A 14,531-nucleotide genomic window follows, 5' to 3' on the forward strand; every position below is an offset into this window, starting at 1 on the left:
TTGACGGCACCCATCGAAAGGACATGCCATGAGCCGCAAGACCCGAATAGAAAACTACCGCAACATCGGTATCAGCGCGCATATCGACGCGGGCAAGACCACGACCACCGAGCGCATTCTTTTTTATACGGGTGTGAACCACAAGATCGGTGAAGTGCATAACGGTGCGGCCACCATGGACTGGATGGAGCAGGAGCAGGAACGCGGCATCACCATTACCTCGGCCGCCACCACGGCCTTCTGGAAGGGCATGGCCGGCAATTACCCCGAGCATCGCATCAACATCATCGACACCCCGGGCCACGTGGACTTCACCATCGAGGTGGAGCGCTCCATGCGCGTGCTCGATGGTGCGGTGATGGTGTACGACTCGGTGGGCGGCGTGCAGCCGCAGTCCGAGACCGTCTGGCGCCAGGCCAACAAGTACAAGGTGCCGCGCATCGCCTTCGTCAACAAGATGGACCGCATCGGTGCGGACTTCTTCCGCGTGCAGAAGCAGATCGAGGAACGCCTCAAGGGCAAGGCCGTTCCCATCCAGATTCCGGTGGGCGCGGAAGACCATTTCTCGGGCGTGATCGACCTGGTCAAGATGAAAGCCATCATCTGGGACGAAGCCAGCCAGGGCGTGCTGTTCAAGTATGAAGACATCCCGCTGGAGCTGGAGGACACCGCACGCCACTGGCGTGACTTGATGGTCGAGCAGGCGGCCGAAGCCAATGAGGAACTGCTGGAGAAATATCTCTCCGGCAATCCCCTGACCGAAGACGACATCAAGCGCGGCCTGCGCCTGCGCACGGTGGCCAACGAGATCGTGCCGATGCTGGCCGGCAGCGCCTTCAAGAACAAGGGCGTGCAGGCCATGCTGGATGCGGTGATCGATTACCTGCCCTCGCCCGTCGACGTGCCCGCCATTGCCGGCCATGCCGAGGACGACAGCGAGATCGAGCGCCATCCTTCGGACGAGGAACCGTTCTCGGCGCTGGCCTTCAAGATCATGACCGATCCCTTCGTGGGGCAGCTGACCTTCTTCCGCGTGTATTCCGGCATCGTCAATTCGGGCGACACGGTCTACAACCCGGTCAAGGGCAAGAAGGAACGCCTGGGCCGCATCCTGCAGATGCATGCCAACGAGCGCAAGGAAATCAAGGAAGTGTTCGCGGGCGACATCGCAGCCGCCGTGGGCCTGAAGGATGTGACCACCGGTGACACGCTGTCGGATCCGGAACATCCCATCATCCTGGAACGCATGATCTTCCCTGAGCCAGTGATCTCGCAGGCGGTGGAACCGAAGACCAAGGCCGACCAGGAAAAGATGGGCATCGCCCTCAATCGCCTGGCGCAGGAGGATCCGTCCTTCCGCGTGCATACCGATGAGGAATCGGGCCAGACCATCATGTCGGGCATGGGCGAGCTGCATCTGGAAATCCTGGTGGACCGGATGAAGCGCGAGTTCAACGTCGAGGCCACAGTCGGCAAGCCGCAGGTGGCTTACCGCGAAGCGATCCGCAAGGGCGTGGAAGATGTGGAAGGCAAGTTCGTCAAGCAATCCGGTGGACGCGGGCAGTATGGCCACGTGGTCATCAAGCTGGAGCCGCAGCCGGCCGGCAAGGGTTATGAATTCGTCGATGCCATCAAGGGTGGCGTGGTCCCGCGCGAATTCATCCCGGCGGTCGACAAGGGCATCCAGGAGTCGCTGAAGGCGGGCGTGCTGGCGGGTTATCCGGTGGTGGACGTGAAGGCCACGCTGACCTTCGGTTCGTACCACGATGTGGACTCCAACGAGAACGCCTTCCGCATGGCCGGCTCCATGGCCTTCAAGGAAGCGATGAAGCGTGCGGGTCCGATGCTGCTGGAGCCGATGATGCAGGTCGAGGTGGAAACGCCCGAGGAATTCATGGGCAACGTGATGGGCGACCTGTCCTCACGGCGCGGGATGGTACAGGGCATGGAAGACATGGTGGGCGGCGGCAAGCTGGTGCGTGCTGAAGTCCCGCTGTCGGAAATGTTCGGCTACTCGACCACGCTGCGCTCGCTCTCGCAGGGGCGCGCGACTTACTCGATGGAGTTCAAGCATTATGCCGAGGCGCCAAGGCAGGTGGTGGAGCAGTTGTCGGGGAGCAAGGGCAAGGGTTGATTGGACTTGCTGGCTGCTGGCTGCTGGCTGCTGGCTGCTGGCTGCATGAGGAAGCCGATGCATCTTTGGGTGCATCGGCTTTTTTTAACTTTAGGTAAATAATCCGGAAAGAATCCGCAAAAACAAAAACGCCCCATTCTTGCGAATGAGGCGTTTTATTTGGCGGAGCGGACGGGGCTCTCCTACACAAGCGCAGGCCGCGGAATCGCTTGCAAGCGATTCCCTTCTCGCCCCGCCGGGAGCCGCGCAGGCGGCTCCCTCCGCTCCGCAGGTTTTTGCTGCGCAAAAACAAAAATGCCCCGTTCTTGCGAACGGGGCATTTTATTTGGCGGAGCGGACGGGGCTCGAACCCGCGACCCCCGGCGTGACAGGCCGGTATTCTAACCAACTGAACTACCACTCCTAAAACCGTTTCAGCTGTCGTTGCTTGCTGAAAGATCGCTATTATAGGAGAGCCTTTTTGAAAATGCCAGCCCTTTTTAAAAATAATTGCGAAATATTTTACGGCCCGGCATCAAGCCTTGAACTTGCCCTCAAACGCCAGCTTGGACAGCGGCTCACGCGGGCTCGGCACTTCACGTGCCTGCAGGCCTTCCGGCAGGATGGACTTGTCACCCAGCTTGCCCACCACCACCATCGCCTCCACCGAGAACTCGGCCGGGACGTTCAGCTCGGTACGGGCCTTGTCCTTGTCAAAGCCGGCCATGCCGTGCGCATGCCAGCCGGACAGCGACGCCTGCAGCGCCAGATAGCCCCAGGCCGAACCGGTGTCGAAGGAATGGGTCGGCGCAGGCACCGCCTCGGTCGCACCCGGCGGCACCATCACGGTACGCGACAGCACCACGAACAGGGCCGATGCATTGGCGCACCACGAACGGTTGAATTCATTCAACAGGCCCAGCAGGCTGTCCCAGGCAGGCGTGCCACGGCGTGCATAGACGAAGCGCCAGGGCTGCGCATTGTAGGCCGAGGGCGCCCAGCGGGCAGCTTCGAGGAAGGTCAGGACGGTTTCTTCGGAGATCTCGGCACCGTTGAAGGCGCGCGGGGACCAGCGGTTCAGGAATTGCGGATCGATGGGATAGTCGGCGTTGCGCGGATTGGCGGACATGCTCTTTTCCTATGAGGATGAGGGTGGATGAATTCAGGCAGCAGGCATCTTAGCAGCGCCGCCCCTTTCCTGCAGAGCCGGCACGCAACCATAAAAAAACCCGCGCACCTTGCGGCGGCGGGTTAAATCCAATTCTCAGGGGTGATGAATTGGAGGGGGAGGAACTTCAGAATAACGATGGCCCTCTCGCGCCTCCAACGTTTTTACACGCTGTAACATCCGTTGCAATTGTGCAGTGGACTGTGGGGAAACTGTCAGGAATGGCGTTTCCCCTGTCGTCCAAGGCCGACGCGGCTTTGCGCCGCATCCGGCTCATTTCCCGATACAGAACCGCGAAAAAATCACCCCCAGCAAATCATCCGGCGTGAACTTGCCCGTGATGCTGGACAAGCGCTCTTGCGCCAATCGCAACTCTTCAGCAAACAAGTCCAGCGCGTGCTCACCGGCCTCATTGTCCAGCGCCGCATGTGCCGCTGCATGGGCCAGATGTTCATCGGCCGCCTTCAGTGCCAGCAAATGCCGCTCGCGCGCGAGGTAACGCGATTCCACCGTCTGCTGCCAGCCGGCAATGCGCAGCAACTCGGCGCGGAGCAAGTCCACGCCCTGCCCTTCGGCCGCCGACAGATAGACGTGCGTGGCGTCCGGCATCGGATCCACCGCCGGCTTGTGGCCGGAGCGGTCGATCTTGTTCCAGATGCGGATGATGGGCACGCCTTCCGGGAAGCGCGCGGTAATCTTCTCATCTTCCAGCGTCGGGCCACGGTCCGCATCCAGCATGTGCAGGATCACGTCCGCCTTGGCCACCTCGGCCCAGGTGCGTTCGATGCCAATGCGCTCGACTTCGTCCGGACCGCTGCCATCTTCACCAGCCTCGCGAATGCCGGCCGTATCGATGATGTTGAGCGGCATGCCTTCGATCTGTATCGTCTGCGTCACCTTGTCGCGCGTGGTGCCGGCGATCGGCGTGACGATGGCCACATCCGATCCGGCCAATACGTTCAGCAGAGAAGACTTGCCCACGTTGGGCTTGCCGGCCAGCACCGCATTCAGGCCATCACGCAACAAGGCGCCTTGCGCGGCATGCTTGAACACCTCTTCCAGCGTGCTGCGGATGGTGGCCAATTGGCCGCGTGCGTCGCTCTGTTTCAGGAAATCGATTTCTTCCTCGGGGAAGTCCAGCGTCGCTTCCACCAGCATGCGCAGGCGCGTGACCTGGTCCACCAGTTCGTGGATCACCTTGGAGAACGCGCCCGAGAGCGATTCGGAGGCCGACTTGGCCGCCGCCTCGGTGGTCGCTTCGATCAGGTCGGCCACCGCCTCGGCCTGGGCCAGGTCGATCTTGTCGTTGAGGAAGGCACGCTGGGTGAATTCACCCGGCTCGGCCAGGCGCAGGCCGATCTCGTGGCCCGCCTGCACACAGCGCGCCAGCAGCATCTGCATCACCACCGGGCCACCGTGGCCCTGCAGTTCCAGCACATCCTCGCCGGTATAGGAATGCGGGGCCGGGAAGTGGATCGCCAGGCCCTGGTCAATCGCGCTGCCGTCTTCGTTGAGGAAGGGCAGATAAGTGGCGTGGCGCGGTGCCAGGCTGTCGCGGCCGCAGACGGCGCGGATCACCGGGGCCAGGTTCTTGCCGGAAAGGCGGACCACGCCGATGCCCCCGCGTCCGGGTGCGGTGGCGATGGCGGCAATGGGAGAAGAATCGAAAGTCATCTGCGAATACTTGTTGTTGTGTTGAGGTGAGCCCGCCGCTGCATCCCCCTCGGAGCAACGGCGACAAGCCATGTTAACCCTGCTTGCGTTCTACGACCGAAAAAAAACCCGTGGATTCCACGGGTTTTTCCTTTGATGGCCTGCAAGAAGCAAATTATTTGGTCTTGCCGCTCTCGATATTGCGGGTGATCACCCATTGCTGCGCGATCGACAGGATGTTGTTCGTCACCCAGTACAGCACCAGGCCGGACGGGAAGAAGAAGAACATGAACGAGAACACCAGCGGCATGAACATCATCACCTTGGCCTGGACCGGATCCGGCGGCGTCGGGTTCAGCTTGGTCTGCAGGAACATCGAAGCGGCCATGATGATCGGCAGCAAACCGATGGGCATGTTGAAGTAAGGGATGGTGCCGAACAGGCGGTCCGGGGCGGTCAGGTCATGCACCCAGCCCAGCCACGGCGCGCCGCGCATTTCCACCGAGGCCAGCAGCACCGAGTACAGCGCAATGAACACCGGGATCTGGATCACGATGGGCAGGCAGCCGCCCAGCGGATTGATCTTCTCGGTCTTGTAGAGCGCCATCATCTCGCGGTTCATGGCCTGCGGATCACCCTTGTGGCGTTCGCGGATGGCTTGCATCTTGGGCGAAACCGCCTTCATCTTGGCCATGCTGCGATAGCTGGCGGCCGACAGCGGGAAGAACACCAGCTTGATCAGCACGGTCAGCAGGATGATGGTCCAGCCCCAGTTGCCCACCAGGTTGTGGATGTGGGTCATCAGCCAGAAGATCGGCTCGGCGATCACGGTCAGGTGGCCGTAGTCACGCACCAGGTCCAGGCCCGGGGCAATCGCTTGCAGGGTCTTGGAGACGGTGGGACCGGAATACAGCTGGCTGTCCATGGTCACGCTGGCGTTCGGAGCCACGCTGCCCAGCGGCAAGATGGAACCGACCGCGTACAGGTTGTCGCCGACCTTCTTGCTGAAGATGTCGCGCTGCGCGTTCTGCGGCGGGATGAAGGCCGAGACGAAGTAGTGCTGCACCATGGCGATCCAGCCATTGTCCGCCTTGTTGACGTGCTGCTGCTTGCCGTTGGCGATCTTCTCGAAGTCCAGCTTCTCGAAGTGCTCGGTGCTGCTGTAGACGGCAGGACCGGTGAAGGTGCTGTAGAAGTGCGATTCGCCGCCCGGCTTGTTGCCGTCGCGCACCAGCTGCAGGTACAGCGAAGGATTGATCGCCGCACCGGTGGTGTTGGTCACGGTGTGCTTGACGTCGATCAGGTAGCTGTCGCGCTTGAAGGTGTAGGTCTTGGTCAGCTTCACGCCGCCCTGCTCGGCCACCAGCACCAGCTGCACTTCATTGCCGTTGTCCAGCGAACGGGCGCCGGGCTGTGCGGTGAAGATGGTCTTGTGGTTGGGGAAGGGACCGCCGATCAGGCCCGACTCCGCCAGGTACATGTGGCCGGGTTCGGAATCGAACAGCACGACGTTCTTGGTCGGGTCGACCACGTCGGGTTGCTTCAGCAGTTCCAGGCGCTTCAGTTCACCGCCCACGGTATCGATGCTGGCCTTGACCAGGTCGGTGGTGATGGTGATGGTTTCGCCCTTGGTGGCGGCAGCCACGTCAGCACCGGGGACCGCGCCAGGTGCCGGTGCCGGCGTGCCAGCCTGCGGCACCGGGGAGCCGGTCGGGCTGGCGGTGGGCGCGGCCGGATTGGCGGCGGCTTGCTCCTGAGTCGGGTTGGCCGACGGGAAGAACATCGACTGATGTCCGTTATGGCGCATCCAGCCATCCCACAGCAGCAGCAGGGAGAAGGAGAATACAACCCACAGGACGGTACGTTTGATATCCATATGCGTATTGATGAGTTCAGGAGTGGCTGCAACCGTCAGCGGCCACAGGGGGAGACAGCCGCGCTACCGGAGACGGCAGCGCAGAGGTCGGGGAATCGGGAACGACGGAAGAAGACGGGCTGTTCGCCTGCGCCTGTGCATGGGCTTGCGCCTCGGCCGAGCCGGGCACGAAATCCAGGCCGCCGGCATGCCAAGGATGGCATTTGCAGAGGCGCTTGCCGGCCAGGACACTGCCCTTGAGCGCGCCATGCAGACGCACCGCCTCGGCGGCGTAGTCGGAACAGCTGGGATAGAAACGGCAATTCTGCCCCAGGAAAGGGCTCACTCCCAGCTTGTAGGCACGCAACAGCAGGAGCAGAGGGGTCTTCATCACTTCCTGTTTTCCTGGCTATTTCCTGGCGAACGCGGGGGCGCTCGGCAGGAAGGCGAACAATTGCATCAGTTCGGCACGCAGCATGGCCTTGACGGACGCACTGCGGGCAGGATCCTTCCTGGTATTGACCGGGCGCGACAGGCGCACGATGCAGTCCACGGCAGGCAGTTCAGCCTGGCGAAACAGCTCGCGCGTGGCCCGTTTGATCGTGTTGCGGGTGACCGCACGCGGTGCCAGCCGCTTGGCCGCCACTACGCCCAGACGGGCTTGCGGCAGGCTGTTGCGGCGTGCGTACAACACGAAATGCTCGGTACGATACACGGGGCGCAAACGAAAAACGGATGAAAACTCATCCGTTTTAACGATTCGCCGATCGCGTGGGAAGTCGCCTGCTTGACGTGCTGGAAGCGGTGTACGGACGTCCGTCACACGAAACGGCAGCGCAAAGCCCCGGCTTAAACTGCAGCCAGACGCTTGCGGCCCTTGGCGCGACGGGCGTTGATCACGGCACGGCCGCCACGGGTTGCCATACGGGCACGGAAACCATGGGTACGCTTGCGACGCACGACGGAAGGTTGGTAAGTACGTTTCATGTTGGACTCGCTAAGTTGGGCTGCCTTGGAGCAAACAGCAAAAATAAATCGGAATTCTGGAACCGCTTTCGGTGTGCCTGTTCCGCATCACCGATGCCCTGCCGCCTGTCTGAGCCGGCAGCCCCTGCATCGCTGACACCATTAACTCTGTTGGCCTCTGCCGCCTCCCGGTGTGATCACTGGGTAATCGACCGGTGGACAACTGAAACAGCACTGCGTCGGCACCGCGCGCAATTCTTCAGATGGTGAACCCTGAATTAGACTGCATTTTCCACTTCGCTGTCAATGACTTATGCGCTTTTACGCCCTCCCCGGCCCCTCAACGGCCGAGTTCGGGGCCAATGCGTGGCGGAATTGCCGCATCTGGCCAGAATCGTCCCTTTCCTGCCGCCAGCCGGCCGGCAAAAAGCCGATATGAAGTTGCTTGCAGGATATCACCCCGAATTCAGCCCAAGCCTTCACCTGATACGTTCAACGCATGAAGAAAACGCAGACACCCCATGCGCCACACGCATGAACAAATCCGTAAATCATCTAAAGCATTTTTTCAGCAGGGCTGGACATCGGTGCGCCTGACTTGCCCACGGGAGGCGGATGAGGCAGATCAGCAACATTGAGACAGCGCAATCGTGCTGTTACAAAAAAGATGCGTCATGCAAGCTGCACCCTGCAATATGACAAACATGCCTGGCACGATTCCAGCTATAAGGGGAGATGAAGCAAAGAGACCGGTGCGCAGGCAGGAACGAATTGCACCGGCAGGAGGAGATCGGCAGCATCGCCAGGCACCAGCCGCGCTGGCCTGCGCAACCGCCCGACAGGCATTGTCCGCCTGTTCCCTCCCGCCGGCTATCAGGGTTTTCACGATGGCGCGCTGCGCGAAAATAGCGCACCGTGTGGTCAACCGCTGAAGCAATCCGCACATTGAAAGAGCATGATGTGAATGAAGCTGCGAATGTCCCTGCGCACGCAATGGGATAAACGCTTCACCCCAATGCGCGGGAAAATGCAAAGAAAATCCAGCGCTTGCTGAATGAAGCTGCACTATAGGGATCACCAAGCAGAAGCAAAAAAAGGAATAGAATGAACTGCAGGATCTGAAAAGATCTTCGCATCACGTTGTAGAGGCTACGGCTTTCAAAGAACACACCGGCAATGACGCAATACAGAGTCACCGACGCGTTCTTCGATAACCGCAGATGGCAAGTCCAGACATATGAATCTGTTTCGTACTTTTTTGAGAGCGACGGAGGTGGTATGGATATCTACAGCAGCTTTGCAAGCCGGTTCGACAAGACCAGAGAAGAAGAATTATCGCTTGAAGAGTATCTGAATCTTTGCAAGAACGACCCGGCAGTCTATGCATCGGCTGCCGAACGGATGCTGATGGCCATCGGCGAACCGGAGAAGGTCGACACCCGGGAAGATCCGCGCCTCTCGCGCATCTTCGCCAACAAGGTCATCAAGGTCTATCCCGCCTTCAAGGAGTTCTACGGCGCGGAAGAAGTGATCGAGCAGGTGGTTTCGTATTTCCGCCATGCCGCGCAAGGCCTGGAAGAGAAGAAGCAGATCCTTTATCTGCTGGGTCCGGTCGGTGGCGGCAAGTCCTCCATTGCTGAACGCCTGAAGCAGTTGATGGAGCAGGTGCCCTTCTATTCCATCAAGGGTTCTCCGGTCAATGAATCCCCGCTGGGCCTGTTCGATTACGACGAAGACGGCCCCATCCTCGAAGAGCAATATGGCATCCCGCGCCGCTATCTCAAACCCATCCTGAGCCCCTGGGCCGTCAAGCGCCTGCACGAGTACAACGGCGACATCCGCCAGTTCCGCGTGGTCAAGCGCTATCCGTCCATCCTGCGCCAGATCGGCATTTCCAAGACCGAGCCGGGCGATGAAAACAACCAGGACATCTCCACCCTGGTCGGCAAGGTCGACATCCGCAAGCTGGAACAATATTCGCAGGACGATGCCGACGCCTACAGCTACTCGGGCGGCCTGTGCCTGTCCAACCAGGGCCTGCTGGAATTCGTGGAAATGTTCAAGGCCCCCATCAAGGTGCTGCACCCGCTGCTGACGGCCACCCAGGAAGGCAACTTCAAGGGTACAGAAGGTTTCGGCGCGATCCCCTTCGATGGCGTCATCCTGGCCCACTCCAACGAATCGGAATGGAAGGCCTTCCGCAACAACAAGAACAATGAAGCGCTGCTGGACCGCATCTTCATCGTCAAGGTGCCGTATTGCCTGCGCGTCTCCGAAGAAATCAAGATCTACGAAAAGCTGATCCGCAGCTCTTCGCTGGGCAAGGCCACGTGCGCGCCCGGCACGCTGAAGATGATGGCGCAGTTCTCGGTACTGACGCGCCTGAAGGAGCCGGAAAATTCCAGCCTCTTCTCCAAGATGCAGGTCTATGACGGCGAGAACCTGAAGGACACCGACCCCAAGGCCAAGTCCTACCAGGAGTATCGCGACTATGCCGGTGTGGATGAAGGCATGAACGGCATCTCCACGCGCTTCGCCTTCAAGATTCTGTCGCGGGTATTCAACTTTGATACCACCGAGGTAGCGGCCAATCCGGTGCACCTGATGTACGTGCTGGAACAGCAGATCGAACGCGAACAATTCCCGCAGGAGACCGAGCAGAAATATCTCTCCTTCGTGAAGGACACGCTGGCCTCGCGCTACGCCGAATTCATCGGCAAGGAAATCCAGACCGCCTACCTGGAGTCGTATTCGGAATATGGCCAGAACGTCTTCGACCGTTACGTGACCTATGCCGACTTCTGGATCCAGGACCAGGAATACCGCGATCACGATACCGGCGAGAGCTTCGACCGTGCGGCCCTGAATGCGGAACTGGAAAAGATCGAGAAGCCGGCCGGCATCAGCAATCCCAAGGACTTCCGCAACGAGATCGTCAACTTCGTGCTGCGTGCGCGGGTCAACAACGGCGGCAAGAATCCGCTGTGGACCAGTTACGAAAAACTGCGCGTGGTGATCGAGAAGAAGATGTTCTCCAACACCGAAGACCTGCTGCCGGTGATTTCCTTCAACGCCAAGGGCTCCACCGAGGAAATGCAGAAACACGAAGACTTCGTCAATCGCATGGTCAGCAAGGGATACACGCCCAAGCAGGTGCGCCTGCTGTGCGAATGGTACCTGCGCGTGCGCAAGTCCTCGTAAGCGCCGCTGTTGCGCATCGCCCGCAGTAGGCGTGGCGATGCGCGCGGCGACCCTTCGGCGCCGTGCGCCTGGCGCACCGCCGACCACTAGCAGGAGAACCGAGTGCTGCATCAGATCATCGACCGCAGGCTGGCTGGCAAGAACAAGAGCATCGCCAACAGGGAGCGCTTCCTGCGGCGCTTCAAGGGGCATATCCAACGTTCGGTGGCGGACGCCGTGCGCGACCGCAGCATCACCGATCTCGAAAAATCGAAGAGCATCAGCATCCCGCGCAAGGATGTCTCGGAGCCCTTCTTCCATCACGGCAAGGGCGGCAAGCGCGAAGCCGTGCACCCGGGCAACCAGGATTACCTGCAGGGTGACCGCATCCCGCGCCAGAACGGCGGCAGCGGCGGCGGGGGCGGCAGCAGTGCCAGCAACGACGGCGAAGGCCAGGACGATTTCACCTTCGAACTGACCCGCGAAGAATTCATGCATTACTTCTTCGAAGACCTGGAACTGCCGCGCCTGGTGGAAACCAACCTGCTGCAGGTACCGAACTGGAAGAACCAGCGCGCCGGTTATTCGGTCGACGGTTCGCCCAACAACATCGACGTGGTGCGTTCGCTGCGTTCCTCGCTGGGCCGCCGCATCGCCCTGGGCGGACCGCTGCAGCGCCAGCTCGACGTGGCCGAGGAAACGCTGGCCGAGATGAAGCGCAAACCCGAGGAACACAGCGCCGACATCCCGCTGCTGGAAGAGGAAGTGAAGCATTTGCGCGCCCGCATCCTGCGCATCCCCTTCATCGACCCCTTCGACCTGCGCTATGTGAACAGAGTGCGCCAGCCGCAACCCTCCAGCCGCGCCGTGATGTTCTGCGTGATGGACGTATCGGGTTCGATGGATGAGCAGCGCAAGGATCTGTCGAAGCGCTTCTTCATCCTGCTGTATCTCTTCCTCACGCGAAATTACGAACACATCGAAGTGGTCTTCATCCGCCATCACACCCGTGCCGATGAAGTGGATGAAAACACCTTCTTCCATTCGCAGGAAAGCGGCGGCACGGTGGTCTCCAGCGCGCTGGAGCTGATGCACGACATCATCACCAAGCGCTATTCGCCCAGCGAGTGGAACATCTATGGCGCGCAAGCCTCGGATGGCGACAACTGGAACGACGATTCCCCCAAGTGCCGCGAACTGCTGGAGTCGTCGATCCTGCCGCTGACGCGCTACTTCGCCTACATCCAGGTGGCCGAGCCGGAACAGAACCTGTGGACCGAGTACATGCAGCTGATCGAATCGCATCCGCACTTCGCCATGAAGAAGGTGCAATCGGCCGCCGAGATCTACCCGGTCTTCCGCGAACTCTTTGAAAAGCAGGTGCACGCATGAACAGCCGCTTCAAGCATGACCCGCTGCCTTGCCCCTCGGACTGGAGCTTTGATCTCATCGAGCGCTACAACGAGGAAATCGCACGCGTGGCCAAGGGGTACGAGCTGGACATCTATCCCATCCAGCTGGAGATCATCTCGGCCGAACAGATGATGGATGCCTATGCCTCGCACGGCATGCCGGTCAACTATCGCCACTGGTCCTACGGCAAGCATTTCATGCTGACCGAGCGCGATTACAAGCGCGGCCAGATGGGCCTGGCCTATGAGATCGTGATCAATTCCGATCCCTGCATCGCCTACCTGATGGAAGAGAACACGATGACCATGCAGGCCCTGGTCATCGCCCACGCGGCCTATGGCCACAACTCCTTCTTCAAGGGCAATTACCTGTTCCAGCTGTGGACCGACGCCAGCGCCATCATCGATTACCTGGTGTATGCCCGCAATTACATCGCCGAGTGCGAAGAACGCCACGGCTTCGAACGCGTGGAAGAATTGCTGGATTCCTGCCACGCGCTGATGAACTACGGCGTGGACCGCTACAAGCGTCCGCAACGCCTGTCGCTGGCGCAGGAGAAGGCACGCCAGCGTGAGCGCGAGGCCTACATGCAGTCGCAGGTCAACGAACTGTGGCGCACCCTGCCGGCCAAAAAGGAAACGGCCGCCGCAGCCGTGGAAGGCCGCTTCCCCTCCGAACCACAAGAGAACCTGCTGTATTTCGCCGAGAAGAACGCGCCCCTGCTGGAGCCCTGGGAACGCGAGGTGATCCGCATTGTGCGCAAGGTCGGGCAGTATTTCTATCCCCAGCGCCAAACCCAGGTGATGAACGAGGGCTGGGCCACCTTCTGGCATTACACGCTGTTGAATACGCTCTATGACCAGGGCCGCCTGACCGATGGCTTCATGATGGAATTCCTGCATTCGCACAGCAATGTGGTGTTCCAGCCGCCCATCACCAAGCCGTATTACAACGGCATCAATCCGTATGCACTGGGCTTCTCGATGATGAGCGACATCCGCCGCATCTGCGAGAACCCTACCAATGAAGACCGCGAGTGGTTCCCCGACATCGCCGGGCGCAACTGGCTCGATACCCTGCAATACGTGATGCGCAACTACAAGGACGAGAGTTTCATCGCGCAATATCTCTCGCCCAAGCTCATGCGCGACATGCGCATGTTCGCCGTGCTCGATGACGAGGCGCGCAGCGAGATCGAGGTCTCGGCCATCCACAACGAACGCGGCTTCCAGTACGTGCGCCAGGCCCTGTCCCGGCAGTACGACATCAACCACCGCGAGCCCAACATCCAGGTCTGGTCGGTCAACACGCGCGGCAACCGCAGCCTGACGCTGCGCCACTTCCGCAGTGACGGCCGCTCGCTGGGCGACAGTACCAACGAGGTGCTGCGCCACATGGCGCGGCTGTGGCAGTTCGACGTCTATCTGGAAAGCGTGGACGACAACGGCTACATCGTGCAGCGCTATGAATGCGTAGCCGAGAACCGGTATGCTCTGCGTTCGTGAGTGACCGCTGCCAGGAGTGACCATGCCCGCCGCCCCCGCTACCCCGCGCCCGCCGATCTCGGCCCAAACCATCCCGCTGTTTCCGCTGGCCAGCACGCTCTTCCCGGAAGGGCGGCTGCCGCTGCAGATCTTCGAGGTGCGTTATCTGGACATGATCGGCAAGTGCATCGCCGAGGGCAGCAGCTTCGGCGTGGTGGCCCTGACGGAAGGATCGGAAGTGCGGCGGCCCGGCCAGAGCGAACGCTTCGTCGGCGTGGGCACGCTGGCGCGCATCCAGGAATGGAGCACGCCCTCCCCCGGCCTCATGCGCATCGCCTGCCTGGGCAGCGAGCGTTTCCGCATCGTGCAGGCCGAGCAGCAGAAACATGGACTATGGACCGCGCAGGTGGAGATGATGGAAGCGGACCGTGCCGTGACGATCCCCGAGGAGTTGCGCAATACCTCGCAGGCACTGGACAACCTGCTGCAATCGGTATTGCGCCAGGGCCTGCCGGACAGTGAAGTGCCCATCGCCGCACCTTACCGGCTGGACGATTGCGGCTGGGTGGCCAACCGCTGGGCCGAGATGATGCCCATCTCCGTCAACCTCAAGCAGAGCCTGCTCGCGCTGGACAATCCCCTGTTGCGGCTGGAGCTGGTGCAGGATGCACTGGATGAGCTGGGCTGGCTGAAATAGTT

At 60.7% G+C, this 14,531-nt stretch carries 11 protein-coding genes and 1 tRNA gene; 5 read left to right on the plus strand and 7 right to left on the minus strand.

Annotated features, from left to right (window positions below):
- Nucleotides 1-28 precede the first annotated feature (28 nt).
- Nucleotides 29-2,134: an elongation factor G gene (fusA, locus tag E2K99_RS22350; RefSeq protein WP_088755108.1), complete on the plus strand. Its 2,106-nt coding sequence runs from the start codon at nt 29-31 to the stop codon at nt 2,132-2,134.
- 326 nt (nt 2,135-2,460) lie between these two features.
- Here fusA and E2K99_RS22355 read toward each other — a convergent pair.
- The 7 genes from E2K99_RS22355 to rpmH form a co-directional block, all read right to left on the minus strand.
- Nucleotides 2,461-2,537 (minus strand) — tRNA-Asp (locus E2K99_RS22355).
- Between the two features lie 111 nt (nt 2,538-2,648).
- Nucleotides 2,649-3,242: a nitroreductase family protein gene (locus E2K99_RS22360; RefSeq protein ID WP_039783592.1), complete on the minus strand. Its 594-nt coding sequence runs from the start codon at nt 3,240-3,242 to the stop codon at nt 2,649-2,651.
- Between the two features lie 312 nt (nt 3,243-3,554).
- Entirely contained in the window at nt 3,555-4,955 is a 1,401-nt protein-coding gene (mnmE, locus tag E2K99_RS22365) for a tRNA uridine-5-carboxymethylaminomethyl(34) synthesis GTPase MnmE (RefSeq protein ID WP_134223605.1), read from the minus strand.
- A gap of 154 nt (nt 4,956-5,109) precedes the next feature.
- On the minus strand, nt 5,110-6,810 hold the full coding sequence (gene yidC, locus E2K99_RS22370; protein WP_088755111.1) for a membrane protein insertase YidC: 1,701 nt from the start codon (nt 6,808-6,810) through the stop codon (nt 5,110-5,112).
- A 16-nt stretch (nt 6,811-6,826) separates the two neighbouring features.
- The gene (gene yidD / locus E2K99_RS26240; protein WP_134223606.1) at nt 6,827-7,180 is read right to left on the minus strand and encodes a membrane protein insertion efficiency factor YidD; all 354 of its coding nucleotides are present in this window, start codon (nt 7,178-7,180) and stop codon (nt 6,827-6,829) included.
- Between the two features lie 18 nt (nt 7,181-7,198).
- Nucleotides 7,199-7,612, minus strand: a complete 414-nt coding sequence (rnpA, locus tag E2K99_RS22380; RefSeq protein WP_134223607.1) for a ribonuclease P protein component — start codon at nt 7,610-7,612, stop codon at nt 7,199-7,201.
- 26 nt (nt 7,613-7,638) lie between these two features.
- Nucleotides 7,639-7,776 (minus strand): 50S ribosomal protein L34, encoded by a 138-nt coding sequence (rpmH, locus tag E2K99_RS22385; RefSeq protein WP_006461360.1) that lies wholly within the window; start codon nt 7,774-7,776, stop codon nt 7,639-7,641.
- A 1,257-nt stretch (nt 7,777-9,033) separates the two neighbouring features.
- Here rpmH and E2K99_RS22390 point away from each other — a divergent pair.
- The 4 genes from E2K99_RS22390 (at nt 9,034) to E2K99_RS22405 (ending at nt 14,529) form a co-directional block, all read left to right on the plus strand.
- Nucleotides 9,034-10,956 (plus strand): PrkA family serine protein kinase, encoded by a 1,923-nt coding sequence (locus tag E2K99_RS22390; RefSeq protein WP_013236263.1) that lies wholly within the window; start codon nt 9,034-9,036, stop codon nt 10,954-10,956.
- A gap of 102 nt (nt 10,957-11,058) precedes the next feature.
- A complete protein-coding gene (locus tag E2K99_RS22395) occupies nt 11,059-12,327 on the plus strand; it encodes a YeaH/YhbH family protein (RefSeq protein WP_034336397.1) in 1,269 nt (422 codons plus the stop codon).
- Nucleotides 12,324-13,853, plus strand: a complete 1,530-nt coding sequence (locus E2K99_RS22400) for a SpoVR family protein (protein WP_008332933.1) — start codon at nt 12,324-12,326, stop codon at nt 13,851-13,853. The genes E2K99_RS22395 and E2K99_RS22400 overlap by 4 nt, the downstream gene beginning before the upstream one ends.
- A 22-nt stretch (nt 13,854-13,875) precedes the next feature.
- Nucleotides 13,876-14,529: an LON peptidase substrate-binding domain-containing protein gene (locus E2K99_RS22405; protein WP_039783570.1), complete on the plus strand. Its 654-nt coding sequence runs from the start codon at nt 13,876-13,878 to the stop codon at nt 14,527-14,529.
- The last annotated feature ends 2 nt before the right edge of the window (nt 14,530-14,531 follow it).

This window comes from Herbaspirillum huttiense (genome assembly GCF_004367745.1).
In the GTDB taxonomy this organism is placed as follows: Bacteria; Pseudomonadota; Gammaproteobacteria; order Burkholderiales; family Burkholderiaceae_D; genus Herbaspirillum; species Herbaspirillum huttiense.